21 protein-coding genes are annotated in these 20929 nt (G+C 57.8%); 8 read left to right on the top strand and 13 right to left on the bottom strand.

Features of this window, described 5'->3' with window-relative positions:
• The first annotated feature begins 195 nt into the window (after positions 1-195).
• Positions 196-816, top strand: a complete 621-nt coding sequence (locus AVI_RS05790; RefSeq protein ID WP_015915477.1) for an LOG family protein — start codon at positions 196-198, stop codon at positions 814-816.
• Here AVI_RS05790 and rarD read toward each other — a convergent pair.
• From rarD to cysS, 10 genes are all read right to left on the bottom strand, one after another.
• A complete protein-coding gene (gene rarD, locus AVI_RS05795) occupies positions 805-1728 on the bottom strand; it encodes an EamA family transporter RarD (RefSeq protein ID WP_015915478.1) in 924 nt (307 codons plus the stop codon). The two genes, AVI_RS05790 and rarD, sit on opposite strands and share 12 nt — an antisense overlap.
• 146 nt (positions 1729-1874) lie before the next feature.
• The gene (gene cimA / locus AVI_RS05800; RefSeq protein WP_015915479.1) at positions 1875-3491 is read right to left on the bottom strand and encodes a citramalate synthase; all 1617 of its coding nucleotides are present in this window, start codon (positions 3489-3491) and stop codon (positions 1875-1877) included.
• A 23-nt stretch (positions 3492-3514) separates the two neighbouring features.
• Positions 3515-4480 (bottom strand): prolyl aminopeptidase, encoded by a 966-nt coding sequence (pip, locus tag AVI_RS05805; protein WP_015915480.1) that lies wholly within the window; start codon positions 4478-4480, stop codon positions 3515-3517.
• Positions 4473-4967 carry a GFA family protein gene (locus AVI_RS05810; RefSeq protein ID WP_015915481.1) on the bottom strand — a complete coding sequence of 165 codons (495 nt, stop codon included), beginning with the start codon at positions 4965-4967 and terminating at the stop codon, positions 4473-4475. The genes pip and AVI_RS05810 overlap by 8 nt, the downstream gene beginning before the upstream one ends.
• Positions 4964-5431, bottom strand: a complete 468-nt coding sequence (locus AVI_RS05815) for a GFA family protein (protein WP_015915482.1) — start codon at positions 5429-5431, stop codon at positions 4964-4966. Before AVI_RS05815 ends, AVI_RS05810 begins: the two co-directional genes overlap by 4 nt.
• The gene (locus tag AVI_RS05820; protein ID WP_015915483.1) at positions 5428-5916 is read right to left on the bottom strand and encodes a GFA family protein; all 489 of its coding nucleotides are present in this window, start codon (positions 5914-5916) and stop codon (positions 5428-5430) included. The genes AVI_RS05815 and AVI_RS05820 overlap by 4 nt, the downstream gene beginning before the upstream one ends.
• A 3-nt stretch (positions 5917-5919) precedes the next feature.
• On the bottom strand, positions 5920-6345 hold the full coding sequence (locus tag AVI_RS05825) for a type II toxin-antitoxin system VapC family toxin (protein ID WP_015915484.1): 426 nt from the start codon (positions 6343-6345) through the stop codon (positions 5920-5922).
• Positions 6342-6593 carry an antitoxin gene (locus AVI_RS05830; RefSeq protein ID WP_322790773.1) on the bottom strand — a complete coding sequence of 84 codons (252 nt, stop codon included), beginning with the start codon at positions 6591-6593 and terminating at the stop codon, positions 6342-6344. The genes AVI_RS05825 and AVI_RS05830 overlap by 4 nt, the downstream gene beginning before the upstream one ends.
• 84 nt (positions 6594-6677) lie before the next feature.
• Entirely contained in the window at positions 6678-7067 is a 390-nt protein-coding gene (locus AVI_RS05835; RefSeq protein ID WP_015915486.1) for a VOC family protein, read from the bottom strand.
• A 129-nt stretch (positions 7068-7196) separates the two neighbouring features.
• A complete protein-coding gene (cysS, locus tag AVI_RS05840; RefSeq protein ID WP_041696391.1) occupies positions 7197-8837 on the bottom strand; it encodes a cysteine--tRNA ligase in 1641 nt (546 codons plus the stop codon).
• 345 nt (positions 8838-9182) lie between these two features.
• Between cysS and AVI_RS05845 the strand changes: the two genes are divergently transcribed.
• The 7 genes from AVI_RS05845 to AVI_RS05875 all read left to right on the top strand — a co-directional run bounded on the left by AVI_RS05845 (position 9183) and on the right by AVI_RS05875 (position 17778).
• Positions 9183-10817 carry a glycoside hydrolase family 28 protein gene (locus tag AVI_RS05845; protein ID WP_015915488.1) on the top strand — a complete coding sequence of 545 codons (1635 nt, stop codon included), beginning with the start codon at positions 9183-9185 and terminating at the stop codon, positions 10815-10817.
• Positions 10818-11000: 183 nt separating this feature from the next.
• Positions 11001-11564 carry a dTDP-4-dehydrorhamnose 3,5-epimerase gene (gene rfbC, locus AVI_RS05850; protein ID WP_015915489.1) on the top strand — a complete coding sequence of 188 codons (564 nt, stop codon included), beginning with the start codon at positions 11001-11003 and terminating at the stop codon, positions 11562-11564.
• A 54-nt stretch (positions 11565-11618) separates the two neighbouring features.
• The gene (rfbB, locus tag AVI_RS05855; protein WP_015915490.1) at positions 11619-12677 is read left to right on the top strand and encodes a dTDP-glucose 4,6-dehydratase; all 1059 of its coding nucleotides are present in this window, start codon (positions 11619-11621) and stop codon (positions 12675-12677) included.
• Positions 12674-13579: a dTDP-4-dehydrorhamnose reductase gene (gene rfbD / locus AVI_RS05860; protein WP_015915491.1), complete on the top strand. Its 906-nt coding sequence runs from the start codon at positions 12674-12676 to the stop codon at positions 13577-13579. Before rfbB ends, rfbD begins: the two co-directional genes overlap by 4 nt.
• A 77-nt stretch (positions 13580-13656) precedes the next feature.
• Positions 13657-14520: a glucose-1-phosphate thymidylyltransferase RfbA gene (gene rfbA / locus AVI_RS05865; protein WP_015915492.1), complete on the top strand. Its 864-nt coding sequence runs from the start codon at positions 13657-13659 to the stop codon at positions 14518-14520.
• Positions 14521-14773: 253 nt separating this feature from the next.
• Positions 14774-16699, top strand: coding sequence for a glycosyltransferase family 2 protein (locus tag AVI_RS28990; protein ID WP_049777148.1), 1926 nt, complete (start codon positions 14774-14776; stop codon positions 16697-16699).
• Entirely contained in the window at positions 16696-17778 is a 1083-nt protein-coding gene (locus tag AVI_RS05875) for a glycosyltransferase family protein (protein WP_015915494.1), read from the top strand. The genes AVI_RS28990 and AVI_RS05875 overlap by 4 nt, the downstream gene beginning before the upstream one ends.
• 56 nt (positions 17779-17834) lie before the next feature.
• On the opposite strand, the gene AVI_RS05880 is transcribed toward AVI_RS05875, so the two are convergent.
• From AVI_RS05880 to AVI_RS05890, 3 genes are all read right to left on the bottom strand, one after another.
• Positions 17835-18575: an SDR family NAD(P)-dependent oxidoreductase gene (locus tag AVI_RS05880; RefSeq protein WP_015915495.1), complete on the bottom strand. Its 741-nt coding sequence runs from the start codon at positions 18573-18575 to the stop codon at positions 17835-17837.
• Positions 18576-18619: 44 nt separating this feature from the next.
• The gene (purF, locus tag AVI_RS05885; RefSeq protein ID WP_041696393.1) at positions 18620-20113 is read right to left on the bottom strand and encodes an amidophosphoribosyltransferase; all 1494 of its coding nucleotides are present in this window, start codon (positions 20111-20113) and stop codon (positions 18620-18622) included.
• Between the two features lie 216 nt (positions 20114-20329).
• Positions 20330-20929, bottom strand: a complete 600-nt coding sequence (locus tag AVI_RS05890) for a CvpA family protein (protein ID WP_015915497.1) — start codon at positions 20927-20929, stop codon at positions 20330-20332.

The raw sequence follows: 20929 nt of genomic DNA on the forward strand, positions 1-20929 counted from the left end.
GCATTTCCATCGGATTTTCCAAAAATCGCGTCCCGCATTTTGGTCCGATCTCTTACATCCATAAGGATTTAAGAGTTTATGCAGTAACGTTTCCTTAATCGCCGCACAAGCGATGAACCCGGTTTGTTCATAGGCTTCCTGGAGTTTTCGTTAATTTTATTGACGTCAGCGGGCCGCGATGGCCATTCTAAACGTATGACAGAAAACCATTCTTCGATTCGATCCATCTGCGTTTATTGTGGCTCACGGCCCGGGCGTGATCCCGATTACATGGCTGCGGGCCGCACACTTGGCCACTCGATTGCCGCTCATGGCCTGCGCCTCGTCTATGGCGGCGGCACCAAGGGCATCATGGGTGCCGTTGCCAGCGGCGTGTTGGACGCGGGTGGCCAGGTGACGGGCATCATACCGGAATTCCTGGTCGATATGGAAGCTACACGTCATTCTCTCGGCCAGCTGAACGAATTGCTCATCACGCAGGACATGCATCAGCGCAAGCACAAGATGTTCGAGCGCGCCGATGCCTTCGTCACCTTGCCGGGCGGTATCGGTACGCTAGAGGAAATCGTCGAGATCATGACCTGGGGCCAGCTTGGCCGCCATGAAAAGCCGATGGTCTTTGCCAATGTCAACGGTTTCTGGGACCCGATGCTGGAGCTGATCACCCATATGCGCCAGGAGGGCTTCGTCCATACCGGCCATAAGGTGCAGCCGCTGGTGATTGACGAGATCGAGGCCATCGTGCCGAAAATCGTCGATCGCTGGGAAGAACTCGGTCGCATCTCCGGGGATGCCGAGGTGTTGTCAAAGCTCTGATCGGCGCCGTTTCAGCATCGGTAAGGTATAGATGACCAGTGCCACCCAAATCAGCGGGAAGGCAATGGCCTTGGCGGTGCTGAATTCCTCGCGAAACAGGAAGACGGCGATCAGGAAAATCATCGTCGGGGCGATATATTGCATGATGCCGATGGTGGAGAGACGCAGAAGTTTGGCGCCATTGGCGTAAAGGATCAGCGGCACGGCTGTGACCAACCCGCTTGAGGCCAGCAGCGTGGTATTGTTGAACATGCTGGCATCCGCCGCCCCCAGGAAATGCGACTGTCCGGTCACGCCGAGATAGATCAGGTAGGCCAGGGCAAACGGTGCAAGTAACAGCACTTCCAGCAGAAATCCCTGATTGGGGCCAATCGGCAGCGTCTTGCGGAAAAACGCATAGAAGCCCCAGGAAAAAGTAAGGCTGAGGGCGATCAGCGGCAGGCGTCCGGCATCGACCGTCAGGATGACGACGGCGACCACCACCAGCGCCAGCGCGGCCATTTGCGCCGGCTTCAGTTTTTCCTTGAGCAGCACGGCACCAAGTAGAATGGAAAACAGCGGATTGATGAAATAGCCAAGCGCGGTATCCAGCGCGTGGCCGGCACCGATGGCCCAGACATAAATGCCCCAATTGACGCTGATCAGGCAGGCCGTGATTGCCGCCATGCCAATCATTTTCGGATTGTGCAGTGCTCGCTTCAGGTCATCGGTGCGCCGCAGCACCAGAAGAACGAGACCGGCCACCGGAATGGACCACAGCACCCGATGGGCGATCACTTCCATGGGCGGAATATGCGCGACGGCCTTCATGTAAAGGGGCAGAAATCCCCAGAGCAGATAGGCCGAAAGCGCAAAAAGAAAGCCGCGCAGGCTGTCGCGGTTCTCAGTCACTGGCGCTGCAACCTCGGTCATGATGTTTCCGATCCCATTGCTGTTTTTCCTGCCGATACGCCTTCAGGGCGCAAACGGCAAATTCATTCCATTGAAGGATCGGTGAGTTTGGTGAATGTGACCATGTCAATGTTCGAAAACTTGAAAGCACATCCGGTGATTTTGGCTTATTCCGCAGCGATCCGTCCAGCCAGTTCGCGGTTTTTCATCAGCTTGTAGACGATAGCGTCCATCAGCGCCTGGAACGAGGCATCGATGATGTTTTCGGAGACACCCACCGTCCACCAGCGGGCGCCGCTGGCATCAGTCGATTCTATCAGCACGCGGGTGATGGCCTCGGTGCCACCGTTGAGGATACGGACCTTGAAATCAGCCAGTTCCAGATCCTTTATTTCGCTTTGGAATTTGCCGAGATCCTTGCGAAGGGCAATGTCAAGCGCGTTGACCGGGCCGTCACCTTCGGCGACCGACATCACCGTCTGCCCGTCGATCACCATTTTCACCACCGCTTCTGACACGGTTTTCAAGTTGCCATTGCTGTCGAAGCGGCGTTCGATCATCACCCGGAAGCTTTCGACGGCGAAAAATTCCGGCACGGTGCCGAGGGTGCGATGCGCCAAGAGCTCGAAACTGCCATCGGCGCCTTCATAGGCATAGCCTGTCGCTTCACGCTGCTTGACGATCTCGATCAGCCGGTCCAGCTTCGGATCGTCCTTGGCAACCGTGATGCCGCGGCGTTTCAACTCGTTGATGAAATTGGCCTTGCCGCCCTGATCGGAGACCATGACCTTGCGAAAATTGCCCACAAGGCCCGGCTCTACATGCTCATAGGTTTTCGGGTCCTTCAACAGCGCCGAGGCATGGATACCAGCCTTGGTGGCAAAGGCAGACGCCCCGACATAGGGAGCCTGATGGTTGGGAGAGCGGTTCAACAGCTCATCGAAGGCATGGGAGAGGCGGGTCAATTCCACCAGCTTTTCGAGATCAATGGCAGTCTCGAACCGGTCGGCATAGGTCTTCTTCAGACAGAGCGTCGGGATGATGGTGGTCAGATCGGCATTGCCGCAGCGCTCGCCAATGCCGTTCAGGGTGCCTTGAATCTGGCGCACACCGGCTTCCACGGCGGCCAGCGAATTGGCAACGGCCTGGCCGGTATCGTTATGAGCATGGATGCCAAGCGACGTGCCGGGAACGCCTGCCGCGATCAGGCTGGCAATGATCGTGCGGATTTCCGGCGGCTGGGTGCCGCCATTGGTGTCGCACAGCACCACCCAGCGCGCACCGGCCTCATAGGCGGTTTTGGCGCAGGCCACGGCATAGTCGGGATTGGCCTTGTAGCCATCAAAGAAATGCTCGCAATCCACCAGCGCTTCCTTGCCCGCAGCCACCACGGCCTTGACACTGTCGCGGATGGAGTCGAGGTTTTCCTCATTGGTGCAGCCAAGCGCCACTGTCACATGGTAATCCCAGCTTTTCGCCACAAGACAGATGGCATCGCTTTTCGATTGCAAAAGCTGGCTCAGGCCCGGATCGTTGGAGGCGGAAATTCCGGCGCGTTTGGTCATGCCAAACGCCGTGAAGCGGGCGCGGCTGGTGCGTTTTTTTGAGAAAAATGCCGTGTCGGTCGGATTGGCACCGGGATAGCCGCCTTCGACATAATCCAGCCCGAAATTATCCAGCATGGCGGCAATGGCAATCTTGTCTTCCACGGAAAAATCGATGCCGGGCGTCTGCTGACCATCGCGCAGGGTGGTGTCGAACAGGGTGATTTTTTCGCGGCTCATGAGTGCCTCCCAAAGGCAAATTCTTATGTGTTTTGGATTTTTCCGGCAAAACGGTCAGTGGCACGGATCAATTGGTCGAGAATACCCGGTTCGCTCATGGCATGGCCCGCAGCCTCGACAATGTGCAAATCGGCATCCGGCCAGAGCTTGGACAATTCCCATGCATAGCGCAGCGGGCAGGGCATGTCATAGCGCCCATGCACGATCACGCCCGGAATGCCTTTGAGCTTATGGGCATCGCGCAGCAATTGACCGTCTTCCATCCAGATCCGGTTCATGAAAAAATGGTTTTCCAGACGGGCAAAGGCGATGGCGTAATGGTCCTCGCCGAAATTTTCGATCTGTTGCAAATTGGGGATCAACGAAATCGTCGCGCCTTCCCACTGGCTCCAGGCGCGGGCGCAGGCGAGCTGCACTTCCTTGTCCTCTCCGGTCAGACGGCGATGATAGGCGGAAATCATGTCATGGCGCTCTTCAAGCGGAATGGGCGCGATGAAATGCTCCCAACGATCAGGATACATCTCGGAGACTCCGAACTGATAATACCAGTCCAGCTCCGCCTTGGTCAGCGTGTAGATGCCGCGCAGCACCAGTTCGCTGACCCGCTCGGGATAGGTCTGCGCATAGGCCAGCGCCAGCGTCGAACCCCAGGAGCCGCCAAATACCAGCCATTTTTCGACGCCGATCATGTCACGCAAGCGCTCGATATCGGCGACCAGATGCCAGGTGGTGTTGGCGTCCAGATGGGCATGCGGCGTGGATTTTCCACAGCCGCGTTGATCGAACAGGACTACATCATAAAGAGCGGGGTCGAACACCCGCCTCTGGTTGGGATTGATGCCGCCACCCGGTCCGCCGTGCAGAAACACCGCAGGCTTGGCACCCCTGGTGCCGACCCGCTCCCAATGGATGACGTGGCCATCGCCGACATCGAGAAAGCCGGTCTCGAAAGGTTCGATCTCAGGGTAGAGGGTGCGCAACTCAGTCATGGGGCGATCCCATATGGGTTGGCCACTCGCTCGTGTCATGGTCCGGGTGTTGGTGGGTGGCGCCTGCCACCTTCGCCAGCCAGTCGGCATTGGCTTCGCTGGCCTCGACCGGTAAGGTGTCGAGGGCTGCAAACCACGGCATTTTGCTGTCCAGATTGGCCTGTTCAACGGGCTTGACGCTGGCCGGATCATCCAGCGATCCGAGCGTTATGTTGATGAAATCCGCCTCGGGAATATCGAAAAACAGCGGTGTGCCGCAGGCGGCGCAAAAGCCGCGCCTTACCAGATCAGAGGACTGAAACCACTGCGGGGTGCCGCGTGTCAGCTGAAACAGGTCACGATTGACCGAGCCGAGCGGCAGGAAATAATTGCCCGACGCTTTCTGGCACATGCGACAATGACAGATATGCGGATTGCCAATCGGCGATTTTGCCGTGTAGCGCACCGCGCCACATTGGCAGCCGCCATGCAAGGTTTGACCTTTCATGCCTCATCCTCCACCGGCCAGACTTGGGTGTCGAAATCCGGGTGCTGCCAGGATTCGATGGAGTCGAAGAAGGCTTCGTATTCCGGGCTGGTATAGATCGGCGTTTCAAACAGCGTGTCGATCCATGGCAGGCGCTTGTGGTGATTGACCTGAATGGCAGGCTCAAAGGCGGCGGGATTGTCAAACGCACCGATGGCAATCTCAACTCCGGTGGGGTGTTGGTAGGTCAGCGGTGTGCCGCATTTTTCGCAAAAGCCACGCTTGACCTTGCTCGAAGAGCGAAACAATTTCGGCTGGCCACGTGTCCATGTCAGATGCGCCTGATCAGCGGAGACAAAAGCGCCAAAAAACCCACCGAATTGCTTTTGGCACATGCGGCAATGACAGATGGAAGGCCGCCCCAGCTTGGCCGCCTGAAACCGCACAGCACCACATTGGCAGCCGCCGGAAAAAATCTCGCTCATGGCTTTGCTCCGCTTTCGGTTGGCCAGGTTTCGGTGTCGTGGTCGGGGTGCTGGTAGGAGACGAGGCCGTCTAGGAACGGAAACTCATCAAGGTCTTCTTCTGTCGGATTGCCTGGCAATTCATGCAGGTGATCGACGAAGCCTATTTTCCCTTCTGTCCCGAACTGCTGCACCGGGGGCAGGATGGATGGATCATCGAAAGCGCCTGCCGCAACCGCCATGCCATCCGGGGCCTCATAGGTCAGCGGCGTGCCACAATCGCCACAAAAGCCGCGCGACACGACATTGCTGGAGCGGAACATCTTGCGCGCGCCCCGTGTCCACTGAAAATCGACCCCGCGCACCGAAACCAGCGGCGCATAATAGGCTCCGAACGCCTTCTGGCACATGCGGCAATGGCAGATGGATGAGTCTTTCAGAACGCCTCTGACGCGAAACCGGATGGCTCCGCATTGGCAACCGCCGGTGTGGATTGTCTCTGCCATGGCCTATTGTCCCTCATGTGCGGTTTCGAGCCAGTTTTCCAGTTTCAGCCCGGGTACGCGGGCAAATTCACGGGTATTGTTGGTGACCAGAACCATATCCAGCGACAGCGCGTGGGCGGCGATGAACAGGTCGGTTGCGCCGATAGGTGTTCCCTGTTTTTCCAAGGCGGTGCGAATCTCAGCATAATGACGGCCCGCCAAATCATCATAGGCAATGACAGCGATCCTTTCCAAGACCCCTTCAACCAGACGAGTAAGCCGCTCGGAGCCTTTGCGCTGTATGCCAAACAGGATTTCCGACAGAACAATTGAACTCAGGCAAATATCGTCACGGTTGAGGCCATGCATAACGTCTGCCGCCCTGCCCATAGGATTTCGCACCACATCAGAGATAATATTGGTGTCGAGCATGTAGCGCGCGGTTATCATAGATCGACTGGTCTCGGCGGTGGTTCAATCAGATCAAAATCGGGAAAATCCTCCTCGATAGGCGGCTGACTGCGCAGCCACTCGATCAGATTTTGCTTCTTGTCGTTGACAGGCTCAATAATGATCCGGTCGCCTTCCTTGCGCATGATCACTTCATCGCCCGGAAACTCGAATTCCACGGGGATGCGGACGGCGCGATTGCGACCGTTCTTGAACACCCGCACATGTCTTTCCTGCTCCATACTCATATTTGCCTCCATCGCTGGCATAGGCTTTAGCATATGCCAAGCGGGTGTCCTATGCAAGTCAACGCTTGACCTCTCACATGGTCATCAATCTTGGCTCGCGTGACAAACGGCCTCGATATTGTTGCCATCCAGATCAAACACAAAGGCCCCATAATAGTCTGGATGGTAATGCGGGCGCAGGCCGGGCGGGCCGTTGTCTTTTCCGCCGGCGGCAATTGCGGCGCTGTAAAACGCATCCACTTCCGCCCGGCTATTGGCCGTAAACGCAATGTGCTGATGATAGCCAGCGGGCGGCGTGCCTTCGTGCAGCCAATAGACGGGTCTGTCGCGTCCATAGCCGCCCATTTTCACGCCATTGGAATATTCCGGCGCCACCGTGTAGAGCAGCGACGCGCCAAGCGGAGCAAAGGCCGCGTCATAGAAAGCCTTTGCACGTTCAAAATCGGCAACCTTGATATTCATGTGATCGATCATTGATGTCGCTCCCATACCGTCGCAAAGACATGCCAAAACCGTTTTTGTGGCGTTTTGGCTTCGCCCCCCTCATCCGGCTGCCGCCACCTTCTCCCCGCAGGGGAGAAGAGAGCGAGAGCCGCAAGCCTTCTACCGCTTGACCTCCCACGTGGTCACGCGCTCGCCGGTGTCCTTATCCTTGCCGTCCTTGAGCTGAATGCCCTTTGCCAAAAGATCGTCGCGGATCTTGTCGGCCTCGGCAAAGTTCTTGGTCTTCAGCATTTCAAGGCGCATCTCGACAAGGGCGTCGATAGCGGCAGATAGATCATTGGTCTCGCCATTTTTTAGCTCTAGGCTAATTTCACCGTTTCTTTTAGCGTTGACCTGCACACCCCAAGACTCGATTTCCCCTTTGATTTTTTTCGCTTGCTTTTCGTCACCATTTGTAAGGGCAACGCGAAGCCGTTCAACGCGATCAAGGTCATCATGTCCTAGCAATTGGCCTTTTATGTTCGTGTCATGCAGATACACGCTATCGTAGAGGGCCCATTTTGAGAGGTCCAAAATACCAAGGAATTCCAAGGCCAAGAACATCTTTTCTGCTGCGTTGCTATCGCTTTTTGCGTTCTCTCTCAGCCCAAATAAAATTGAAAGCGCAAGCGGTGTATTAAGGTCGTCGCAGAGGGCTTTAATGAAATCGGCGTCTTGTTCTGTAGCCTTACCTAAAGATCTTTTGGCGTTGATTTGGCTTATGATCAAACCAGCATTGCAACTTGCAATAAAAGAAAAAATCTCATTTCTGGATTGCTGCAATTTGTCGAGTGTCCAGTCTATCGGCTGCCGGTAATGCGTCTTGAGCATGGCAAAACGAAAAACACCACCGTGCCATGGTCGGCCACCGAAGCTATCTGAACGAAGCAGTTGATCTATTGTAAGAAAATTGCCGTCCGACTTGGACATCTTGCGGCCTTCCACCTGCACGAAGCCATTGTGCATCCACACATTGGCCATCACGCTGGTGTCGTTGGCGCAGCAGGATTGGGCAATTTCGTTTTCGTGGTGGGGGAAAATCAGGTCCAGTCCGCCGCCGTGAATGTCGAAAACCTCGCCCAGATAGCGCTTCGACATTGCCGAGCATTCGATATGCCAGCCCGGACGGCCTCGGCCCCAGGGGCTTTCCCAGCCGGGTTCGTTATGGCTTGAGAGCTTCCATAGCACAAAGTCGCCGGGGTGCTTTTTATGGGCCTCGACAGCGATGCGTGCGCCTGCCTGTTGCTCATCCAGATTGCGCTTGGAAAGCTGGCCGTAAGCGGCCATGGACCGCGTGTCAAACAGCACTTCGCCCTCGGCCACATAGGCATGGCCCTTGGCAATCAGCGTCTTGATGATGTCAATCATCTGCTGGATATTGTCGGTGGCGCGCGGCTCGATGGTCGGCGGCAAGTTACCCAGTGCGGCCACATCGGCGTGGAACTGATCCGCCGTCTTTTGCGTCACCTTGGCAATCGCCTCATTCAGCGGCAGATCGGGAAAGTCCCGGAGCGCCCGCGCATTGATCTTGTCATCGACATCGGTGATGTTGCGGGCATAGGTGACGTGGTTTTCGCCATAGATGTGACGCAGCAGCCGGTAGAGCACATCAAACACAATCACGGGCCGGGCGTTGCCGATATGGGCAAAATCATAAACCGTTGGGCCGCAGACATACATGCGCACGTTTTTGGGGTCGATTGGGGTGAAATCAACCTTGCTGCGCGTCAGTGTGTTGTAAAGCTTGAGGCCCTCGGCCATGTCAGTCTCCCAGACGTGTATAAACCCGGCTGGACCGAAGCGTTTGTCATCTAGGACTTTTACAAGAGACGAAAACGGCCGGGCCAGCGAATGCGCTAGCGAATAATGATCCAGCAGATAATGCAGGTGCTCGTTTTCATGGCTGGCTTTATGACCCGGCCCCGGTTTTTGGTCAACGGATTTTTGCGCCTTCTGGTCGGTCTCTGCCGGTTTTTACGCAGTGGTGAAAATTTTTTGCTTTATCCCATCGACAAGCGCACGCTGCGGCCTTGATTTCGGGCCATTCACCCGTTTGAAGATGGGCGCGAACTGTTGTTTTACATGCCGCCGCTGAAGGATAAGCCTATGCCCGGACCTGTTTTTGCCCGCCTGTTTCAACGGTCTGCTTTAGGTCGGATGCTTGGCGCGGTCGCCATTTGCACCCTGTCGCCGGTTACTGTCTGGGCGGCGGAGCCGGCTGTTGCCACCCAATGGGGGTCGATGACCGCGCCGGAGGTTCCCTCAAATCTCTGCGCGACATTGACGGCTGGCCTGACGGCCAAGGACGGCTCCCTCGACCATGCCGATGCCGATGGCAAGGCTCCCCATCCAGACCAGATGCGCTTGCAGGCTGCCATTGACGGCTGCGCGGGCGGTGCCGTCAAGCTCGTCCCGGGGGCTGAGGGGCAGGATGCGTTTTTGAGCGGACCGCTGAACTTGAAGAGCGGCGTCATGCTGTGGATCGACAAGGGCGTGACGCTGTTTGCCTCCCGCGATCCCAAGGATTACGACAGCGGTGCTGGTGATTGCGGTACGGCCAACACCTCATCCGCCAAGACCTGCAAGCCGCTGATTGCGGCCAAGGACACCAACGGCGCTGGCATCGTCGGTGAGGGGCGCATCGATGGACGCGGCGGTTCGCTGCTGTTGTCCGGCGACAATGCCGGTAAGCGATCCTGGTGGGATGTGGCCTGGCAATCCAAGCAGGGGTTGATCCAGCATGTGTTCCGGCTGGTAGAAATTGATGGCGGCGAGAATTTCACCCTGCACCGGATTACGCTGTTGAACAGCCCGAATTTTCATGTGGTGAGCAATGGTGTGACGGGCCTGACCGCCTGGGGGATCAAGATCCTCAGCCCCAGTGCCGTCTATACCCGCCCAAATTACGCTTGCCCGCCGGAGACCACGCCTGACAAACTGACGCCCGCCACCTGTTTCACGCCTGATACGGTCAAAAATACCGATGGTTTCGACCCGGGTCAGTCCTCGAAAGTCGTGCTCGCCTACAGCGCGATCAGCACCGGCGACGATCATGTGGCGATCAAGGCGGGCGGCGACAAACCATCGACGCGCATGACTTTTGCCCATAACCGGTTCTATTACGGCCATGGGATGTCGATTGGCTCCGAGACCGATGCTGGCGTGGACGGTATCCATGTCTATGATCTGGTGATGGATGGCCATGATAGTCCCAACGGCAATGGCCTGCGGATAAAGTCGGACACCTCGCGCGGCGGCAAGGTCACCAATGTGCTGTATGAAGATGTCTGCATGCGCAATGTCGCCTTTCCCTTGGTGTTCGATACCCGCTACTCGGACAAAGCCGGCGATCGTATCCCGGATTTTTCCGGCATCACGGTGCGCAACCTGCGCTACATAGGCAGTACGACCGGCAGCGGCGGCCATGTGGTTCTGCGTGGCATCAAGGATGATGCGCATTACCAGCCGCTCGGCCTTTTCCTTGATACCATTCAGTTCGATGGGCCCCAGCCGCTCCTGGTCGGCTCAGCCGATCCGGCCGCAAAAGATCCGCCGCTCAATGCGCATGTCACGCTGGGGCCTGGTCCGGTCAGCTTTGCCGACCTTCTGAAGGCAGATCCAGCGCGCCGGGTGAAAACTGTCAATCTCGTGGATGCCAGTGAAGAAGATCCGGTTCCGCCGCTCGATTGCTCGTCGGCCTTCGTACCGTTCTCGAGCTTTTTGGATGGGTCGCCGTTTTGAGCGGATGGTGTCGTAAAGAGACATAAATGGCAAACGCTTGCCTGCAATGGTGGCAGCTGGTCACAGGGACTGTCCGAATAACGTCATAATCTTCCGGTTAAGACGGTGGGCACCTAGCATTTTACTTGCTCTGATGGACCGAGATTGTTAACTGCGCGAGGGGCTTAATTCAAAGGGATAAGAATGCAGTTTGAAGAAACGAAGCTGTCGGGTGTTTTCCTGATCACTCCAAAGCGGTTTGGGGACGCGCGGGGCTATTTCATGGAAACCTTCCGTGCCAGCCTGTTTGAAAGCGAAGTGGGATCTTTCACCTTCGTTCAGGACAACAAGTCGTTTTCGGCCGAGGTCGGCACGGTGCGCGGCCTGCATTTCCAGTTGAACCCGAGGGCGCAGGGCAAGCTCGTGTCTTGTGCGGCTGGCGCTTTGCTGGATGTCGCTGTCGATATTCGCCAGGGCTCGCCGACCTACGGCCAGATGGTCAAAGCCGAACTGACTGCCGAAAACGGCTGCCAGCTTTGGGTGCCGCCGGGTTTTGCCCATGGCTTCTGCACATTGCAGCCCAATACCGTGATCAGCTACAAGGTGACGGATTATTACAGCCCGGATCATGACCGGGGCCTGTTGTGGAACGATCCGGCTCTGGCGATCGACTGGCCGGTGACGGAGGACAATGCCATTCTGTCTGAGAAGGACAAGAAGCAGCCGAAACTGAGCGAGCTTGAGACGAATTTCGTCTATCGGCCTTAAGCATCTCTGCTTTTTACCTGTCAGCTCTATGAACGCTAGGGGATATCGAAAATCATGCGCGTACTTGTAACCGGCGGTGCCGGCTTTATCGGATCGGCCGTTGTTCGCCATCTGGTGCTTGAAAAAGGCTATGACGTCCTGAATGTCGATAAGCTGACCTATGCGGGTACCTTGACCTCGCTGAAATCGGTTGAGGCAAATCCGCTTTACCGGTTCCTTCAGGCCGATATCTGCGACGGCCAGGCGATTGCCTCGGCTTTTGCAAGCTTCAAGCCTGATCGTGTCATGCATCTGGCCGCCGAAAGCCATGTGGATCGCTCGATTACCGGTGCCAAGGATTTCGTCGAGACCAATGTGCTCGGCACGTTCACCATGCTGGAATGCGCCCGGGCCTATTGGCAGGGGCTGGAAGGTGCGAGCAAGGACGGTTTCCGCTTCCTGCATGTCTCGACCGACGAAGTCTATGGTTCGCTGGGCGATGAAGGTCTGTTTACCGAAACCACCCCTTATGATCCAAGCTCTCCTTATTCGGCCTCGAAAGCGGCTTCCGACCATCTCGCCAAGGCCTGGGCGCGCACCTACGGCCTGCCGGTGGTGGTGTCGAATTGCTCCAACAATTACGGCCCCTTCCATTTCCCGGAAAAGCTCATTCCGCTGATGATCATCAACGCGATGGAAGGCAAGCCTCTGCCGGTTTACGGTAATGGCGCCAATATCCGTGATTGGCTTTACGTCGAAGACCATGCCAGGGCGCTTGATATCATCGCCGAGCGTGGACAGATTGGCGAAACCTATAATGTCGGCGGACGCAATGAGCGACGCAATATCGACGTCGTCACCCGCGTCTGCGCGCTGATGGATGAATTGCATCCGTCGGGTACACCGCATGAGAAGCTGATCCAATATGTGACCGACCGCCCCGGCCACGACGCCCGTTATGCCATCGACGCGACGCGGCTGGAAACCGAACTCGGCTGGAAGGCTCAGGAAAATTTCGAGACCGGCATCGAGAAAACCGTGAAATGGTATCTCGAAAACCGCTGGTGGTGGGAGCCGTTGCGCCAGGGCTATGACGGTAGCCGTCTTGGCCTGCTGAAAGCCGCGAGCAAATGAGCGGCGTGAAGCGCTATCTGGTGACGGGCCTAGCCGGACAGGTCGTGCAGTCGCTGCTTGAGAAAGCCAGTGATCGCAAGGATATCGACCTTGTCGCCCTGGGTCGGCCACAGCTTGATCTGGCCGATCCCGCGACGATTGAAGCGGCTGTGTTGGCCGCGAAACCCGACCTGATTATTTCGGCTGCCGCTTATACCGCGGTCGACCAGGCCGAAACCGACGAGGCCACGGCCTTTACGGTCAATGGCGAAGGGCCGGGGGAATTGGCGCGGGTTGCCAAGGCGCTGGATATCCCGATCATCCATATCTCGACCGATTATGTCTTCGATGGCAGCAAGGCTTCGCCCTATAACGAGGCCGATCCGGTTGCGCCGCTTGGCGTCTATGGCCGCAGCAAGCTGGAAGGCGAGCGCCGGGTGGCGGCTGAAACCGATAACCACGCGATCCTGCGCACGGCCTGGGTCTATAGCCCGTTCGGCAAGAATTTTCTGCTGACCATGTTGCGGCTGGCTGAAACCCGCGATGAACTGGGCGTGGTGGCCGACCAGATCGGCAATCCGACCTCGGCGCTCGATATTGCCGATGCGGTGTTGAAGGTGGCTGATAACCTGCTGTCGTCCAAGGCCGCCGATCTGCGCGGCACGTTCCATATGACGGGAACGGGAGAGGCGAGCTGGGCGGAGTTTGCAAGGGAGATCTTCAGGCTGTCGGCTGAGCAAAACGACCCTTCGGCCAAAGTCAATCCAATCCCGGCCAGCGCCTACCCGACGCCCGCCAAACGGCCTGCGAATTCCCGGCTGGATTGCGCCAAACTGGCCAGAGTTCATGCTATCGATATCCCCGATTGGCGCGTATCGACGCAACTGGTCATCGACCGGTTACGCCGACCAGCCGCAGTTTAGAGTTTGTCTAGGGAAAACTGGTCGCCGGCTTTCCTCAAAAGACAACGAACACAAATGACGTGTCAGGAGTTTTATAAATGAAGGGTATCATTCTAGCCGGTGGCAGCGGCACCCGCCTGCATCCCATGACGCTAGTCACCTCCAAGCAGCTCATGCCTGTCTATGACAAGCCGATGATCTATTATCCGCTCTCGACGCTGATGCTGGCCGGGATTCGCGATATCCTGATCATTTCGACACCGAAGGATCTGCCGAATTTTCAAAGCCTGCTGGGCGATGGGTCGAAATGGGGGATTTCGTTGACCTATGCCGAGCAGCCGTCACCGGATGGCCTGGCGCAGGCCTATATTATCGGCGCGGATTTCGTCGGCTCTAATCCGTCTTGTTTGATCCTCGGCGACAATATTTTCTATGGCCATGGTGTCAACGACCTGTTCAGAAGTGCTGTGGCACGCAATGACGGGGCAACCGTATTTGCCTATCACGTCAATGATCCAGAACGCTATGGCGTTGTGGAATTCGACAAGGACATGAAGGCGATTTCGATCGAGGAAAAGCCGCCAACGCCGCGGTCGAGCTGGGCCGTGACCGGGCTTTACTTCTACGACAAGGATGTCGTGGATATCGCCGCAAACCTCAAGCCATCGGCGCGTGGCGAGCTGGAAATCACCGACGTCAACCGGGTCTATCTGGAACGCGGCCGGCTTAATGTCGAGAAAATGGGCCGTGGCTATGCGTGGCTGGATACCGGCACCCCCGACAGTCTGCTGGATGCCTCGGAATTCGTTGCCACGCTGGAACGCCGTCAGGGCTTCAAGATTTCCTGCCCGGAAGAGATCGCCTATCGGCTCGGTTTCATCGACGCTCAGCAGTTGGAGGCGCTCGGCCTGCAATATGGCAAGAGCGCTTATGGGCAATATCTGCTGAAAAAAGTGCTCTAACGCTTTTAAACCGGACGCGTATCTGCAATACAGCGCCACGCACCTGAGAGGGTGTGGCGCTGTAACAGTTTATATATGCTGCATAATTTTTTCCTCAAATCGACTTTGATTTAAGGTTTATGCGGTAAAACGCGGGCAGAGGTCTCGTTGCGGTCGGTGTTGGCGTTTCAAAAGTGAGGCCCGGTGAAATATTGTATCGGCTGTGGAGCGCATCCAATGGTCTTATCGGTGGTGTGATGCGTTGAAGACCAGTGTGCGTGATGGACAGGATTCGACCGAGCTGGCGCAGGTATGCGCCGCACAGGGTCCGGCTGCCCGCCGTCTGGCCGATAAGCCGGTGATGATTTCAGTCCATGATCCCGATGGCTGCCTTGGGCCTTCGCCGCGTCTCTTGCTTCATCGTCCCGGTCGGGTTCCAGCCATTCTCAAGCGTTCGCTTATCGTGAAAAACTCTGGCCGCTTCCTGGGATGGATGCCCGACGATCTGGACTCGATTGCCGTCGTCGCGACACCGGCAAAGGACCGGGTCAACGCAGTTCGGCAACCGACCGTCACGATCCGCACGCTGTCCATCGCCGAAGCTGTCCTGCGGGTGCTGATCCGCTGGCCCCATACCGCACGCACCTTGCTCCGCTTGCTGGCGGCGCGAAACGTCAAGGGTGCGACGTTCCGGTTCCTCCGGCATTTCGAGGCCTTATCGTCACCCCGCTATCAGGATTGGCTTCGGCTGCGCGATGAGGTGGACAGGCCACCAGCCATTTCTAGCAGCTCGGCGCCTCTCGTTTTGGTCAGTGTTATGGGAGCGGGTGAGCGGCGGTCCGTCACGCGCAAAAGCCTTGATCGGCAGACTTATCGGCAAGTTGAATTTGTCGATCTGGAAGACCTGGCCGGTGACCTGGCAAGCCGCGCGACAGAGAAGGATCTGTTCTGGCTGCTGGTGCCGGCCGGCGTCACCTTGTCGCCATTGGCGCTGCAATGGATGGCGGATTGCCTGATCTGTCACCCGCAGGCGGCGGGGGTTTATTGCGACGAGGACCAGACTACCCGCAAGGGTGAGCCAGCTGTGCCGTTGTTCAAACCAGCCTGGAACCTGCCCTTGGTGCAAACCGGCTGGCTGCCGATGGACTGCGTTCTCTTGCGTCCTGCCTGCCTACCGCAACCTGTCGATGTCACCAGTTTCGATGCGAACCAACTCGTCATCCAGGCAGCAGCAGCGGGGGACATTCTTCATCTGCCCCGCGTTCTGGCTCACCGATCCTCTCCGCGACCGGCTCTCACGCTATCGCGGCCCTTGCTGCGACCGGGCAGCTCTCGCCCGCCTGTCACCGTGATCATTCCAACCCGGGACCGGGCGGATCTTCTTTCAGCCTGTCTTGATGGCCTGCTGGGTCGCACCGATCATGGCGAATTGGATATTATCGTCATCGACAATGACAGCAAGGAGGATGCGACGCGCATACTTCTCGACAGGATCGAGGCGGAAGGCCATGTGCGGCGCTTGCCGATGCCCGGCACCTTCAATTTTTCCAGAGCCTGCAATCTCGGCGTCGATCAGGCCCGGCATGACCGGATTCTGCTGCTCAACAACGATGTCGAACCGCTGGAGCGCGACTGGCTGGGCGAGATGAATGCCGAGTTGGATGATCCCCAAGTCGGGGCTGTCGGTGCCCTGTTGCTCTATCCCGATGGTTTTGTCCAGCATGCCGGTGTCACGCTGGGGGCGGGGTCCATTGCCCGCCACAGTTTCCATTTTCATGATCCTGACGGTGGCGAGGATCATGGCCTGCTTGCGCAGCGCCGCCATGTTTCCGCCGTCACGGCGGCCTGCCTCTTGACCCGCAAAAGCCATTGGTTACAGGTGGGTGGCATGGACGAAGCGAATTTACCGGTCGCCTTCAACGATGTCGATTACTGCCTGAAGCTGCGCCGCGCTGGTCTCGATATCGTCTGGACGCCTCATGCACGCCTTGTTCATCGTGAATCCGTATCGCGTGGGCGGGACGATACCGTCGAAAAGCGGCTGCGCTTTGCCGGGGAGGAGAAGGTAATGTTCGAACGCTGGTCCGACGTGATCGACAACGATCCCTGCTACAATCCGAACTGCTCGCTGAGCGCTGGTGATTTCGTGCTGGAAGCGGCCCCGCGTGACCTGTCGGCAAGGAGTGGCCGTATCCGATGAAAAAACGGTGGTACTGGCCGGTTCTGGAGCAGGTTTTGCCGCGACCCCGGCTGCGGGACCAAGCGGATGGAAAGCCGCGCCGCCCAGTCAAGTCGGTTCTGGTCTTCGGTCGCGTTCCAAACCCCACGTTCGACTATTATCTGCCCGTCCGGTTGAGTGCAGAGGGCATGCCTCCCTATCAGGTTCACGATATCAGAAAGCTTGACGGGGGCGCACTCGACCCCGACGGCGCATTTGTGGTGATCTGTCGCTATGCGTCACGGCCCTTGCTGCGCTGGATCGAAACCCATGCTGACAAGCTCGCCGGTGTCGGTCTGCTGCTGGATGACGACATCAATGCCGTCATATCCAGCCGTGACGCCGATATCGCCTATAGCCTGTTCCTGTGGTTTAGGGCGCTTTATCCGCTGCGACGCCTGAACCGCCATCTCGACATTCTCTGGCTGTCCACACCGCAATTGTTCCAGGCGATTGGCGAACCGAAGGCCCGTATCCTGCCGCCAGCTCCTCCCATCAGCCTTTGGGAGCGCCGGTTACCTGCCGATGGGAGGGCGGATAGCGCCGCCAACCAGGACAAGGTGGTGGTTGCCTATCACGCCACGGGGGTGCATGTGGCGGAACATCACTTCCTGAAGCCGGTCATCCGGACCGTGCTGGAACAGCGCCCCCAGGCGGTGTTCGAAGTGTTTGCGGGCAAGAAGGCCCGCGCGATATGGAAAGACATGAACCGCGTAACGGTGAAGGCGCCAGTGTCCTGGCCACAATATCTGGTTTACGCGGGAAGGGCGCAGGTCGATATCATGCTGGTGCCTTTGGCGCCGTCTGAGGCCAATGACAGCCGGGCCTGCACCAAATTCATCGATGCCGCCCGGCTCGGTGCGGCAGGGCTGTTCTCAGAAGGCCTGGCCTATGGCGCCGAGGCTGATGATGCACAACCTCGATTGCCCTATGATCAGGCTGCCTGGATCGCAGAAATCATCCGCTTGATCGATAATCCCGCGGAAAGAGCCGAGGGAGCCGAGCGGATTCGTAACAAAGTGGCCCTGATGGGCACGACTTTCGAGCCGCTATTACCGTAAAAATCTATTTCAATATTTTTGAAGATCGCAGCCGTCCAGGCTGTCCGCAATCGCGGTCAGCTGTAGGGCGGATAATCGACGATCTTCTGTTCCCGGACGATAAACAGCTTGCCTGTTTCCGTCTGTTGCGGCCCGACCAGTGGCAACAGGGCTTTGGCGACTTCTGAGGGATGCGGCAATGTATCAGGGTCTTCGCCCGGCATGGCCTGGGCGCGCATCGCCGTGCGGGTGGCACCAGGGTCAATGGAAAGGACGCGGAGCGGTAGGCGCTGGTTTTCGGCAGCCCAGGTGCGGGCTAAGGCTTCAACCGCAGCCTTGGATGCGGAATAGGGGCCCCAGAAAGGCTTGCATTTATGCGGTGCGGCGGAGGACAGGATCAGGGCACGGCCCTGGTCGGATTTGGTGATCAGCGGATCGATCGAGCGGATCAGCCGCCAGGTGGCGGTGACATTGATGGTCATCACCTTTTCGAATACCTTGGCCTCGACATGGGCAACGGGCGAAATCGTCCCGAGCACGCCAGCATTGGCAACCAGAATATCCAGCTTGCCCCAGCGCTCGAAAATCGATCCGCCCAGCGCATCGATGGCGCCCATGTCGGCGAGATCGAACGGCACCAGGGTCGCGCTACCACCTGCCGAGGTAATGGCGTCATCAAGGTCTTCCAGACCCCCGACGGTGCGGGCGCAGGCAATCACATGCGCGCCTGCCTTTGCCAGTTCAAGGGCGGTGAAATAGCCGATGCCGCGTGACGCTCCGGTGACCAGCGCGATCCGTCCCTTGAGATCAACCGTCATGTCCGCTTCCCCCTCATAATCTCATGCAACGCCAAGAACCGGCCTCAGCCGTTGATAGACATAACCGACACCTTGCGGCCGCCCATTTTCTCGCCTTCCTTGTCCAGGAGACGGGTCGGGTAGTCGCCGGTGAAATAGTGATCGGTAAATTGCGGATTGGCGGCATTGCGGGCCTCGCCGCCTACGGCCATGTACAGCCCATCGATGGACAGGAAGGCAAGCGAATCGGCGCCGATAAATTTCGCCATGGCTTCGGCGCCCGCATATTGATTGGCGAGCAGCTTTTCGGCATCCGGCGTGTCGATGCCGTAGAAATCCGGATGGTAGATCATCGGGCTGGCAACACGGATATGCACTTCCTTGGCTCCGGCATCGCGGATCATCTGGACGATCTTCAGCGATGTCGTGCCGCGCACGATGGAATCGTCCACCAGGACAACTCGCTTACCCTCGATCATCGCCCGGTTGGCCGAATGCTTCAGCTTGACGCCGAAGGCGCGGATCTGCTGCGTCGGCTCGATAAAGGTGCGTCCGACATAGTGATTGCGGATGATGCCGTATTCGAACGGAATGCCGCTGGCCTGGGCATAGCCCAGTGCAGCCGGCGTGCCGCCATCTGGAACAGGCACCACGACATCGCCATCGCAAGGGGCTTCCTTCGCCAGGTTCATGCCCATGGCCTTGCGGGTCTGATAGACGTTGCGACCGCTGACGACCGAATCGGGGCGGGCGAAATAGACATATTCGAACAGGCAGGGACGCTCGGCCTGCGGGCGTGCTGGACGGCGGCTGTCGATGGTGATCGAGCCATCCGGCTGGATCTCGCAGATGATCACTTCGCCATTTTCAACATCACGGACGAATTTCGCGCCGATAATGTCGAGTGCGCAGGTTTCCGAACAAAAAATCGGCTTGCCGTCGAGATCGCCCATCACCAGAGGCCGGATGCCGATCGGGTCGCGGGCGGCGATCAGTTTGGTGCGGGTCATCGCCAGCATCGAATAACCACCTTCCATCTGCCTGATGGCATCGATGAAGCGGTCGGCGGTGGAGCTGTGACGGGAGCGGGCGATCAGATGCAGCACGACTTCGGTATCCGAGGTCGATTGACAGATGGCCCCGGTGGCAATGATCTGGCGGCGCAGCGTCAGGCCATTGGTGAAATTGCCGTTATGGGCAATGGCGATGCCGCCTTCCTCCAATTCGGCAAACAGTGGCTGCACATTGCGCAACGCCACTTCGCCAGTGGTGGAATAGCGGGTATGGCCGATGGCGGCGGAACCCGGCAATTTTGCCAGCGTCACTGGATTGGTATAGTGGTCGCCGACAAGGCCCATATGCTTTTCGGTGTGAAACTGCTTGCCGTCAAAGGAAACCAGTCCGGCTGCCTCCTGGCCACGATGCTGAAGCGCATGCAGTCCGAGAGCGGTCAGGGTTGCGGCATCCTGATGGCCCAGAATGCCGAACACGCCGCATTCTTCATGCAGCGTGTCGCCATCGAGGTCTTCAAGGAAAGTCGAGGAAATAGACTGTTTCATTGCAGCAAGCCTTTGCTCGATACATGCGCGCCGATACGGGGCACGGGTGACGAAATGCAGTAAGGAGCGCCGATTTCCATCACGGGTGGCGCTCATTCTTTGTCTCTGCTCAATCCCTGGGCTCAATCCCTGGCAGGGTCTGATGATCTTGAGCAATTCGGACAGGCCAGCTCTATATAAGCGCGCCTGCTATCAACGTCCAGAAGGCGGACGATATCAATTGGCTGGCGCGGGTGTCTGACCTGGTGTCTGGGCTGGCGCATCGTCTGCAGGCGCCTGGCCTTCAGCAGGTGCTGTCTGTTGTTTGCCGAGGATGCGGGCGCGCAGTTGCGGTTCGATATCGTCGGGCAGCACCGCTTCCAGCTTGACTACCAGCGCATCGAGGAACGGTTTCGACTTGGCGTTGTTGACCCAGTCCGGCCGCTGCTTGGCATCGATCAGCCAGTTCCAGAAGGCGACGGCCACAACCAGCAGCAGGATGCCGCGCGCCGCTCCGAACAGAAAGCCGAGGGTACGGTCCAATGCGCCGATCCGGCTGTCGATGATGAAGTCGGCAATGCGCGAGGTGATAAACGAGATCAGGATCAGGGCCAGCAGGAATACCCCGCCTGCAGAGGCGGCAACGGCGATCCGCTGGTCGTTGGTATAATTCTTCACATAGGGAAGAATGAAAGGATAAAGATAATAGGCCGCCGCAATGGCGCCCACCCAACTGGCAATCGACAGGATCTCGCGTGAAAAGCCGCGGATCATCGCCAGCACGGCTGAAAACAGCACGACACCGATGACAATACCGTCGAAAATCGTAATGGGCAT

It is taken from the genome of Allorhizobium ampelinum S4 (genome assembly GCF_000016285.1).
Taxonomy (GTDB): Bacteria; Pseudomonadota; Alphaproteobacteria; order Rhizobiales; family Rhizobiaceae; genus Allorhizobium; species Allorhizobium ampelinum.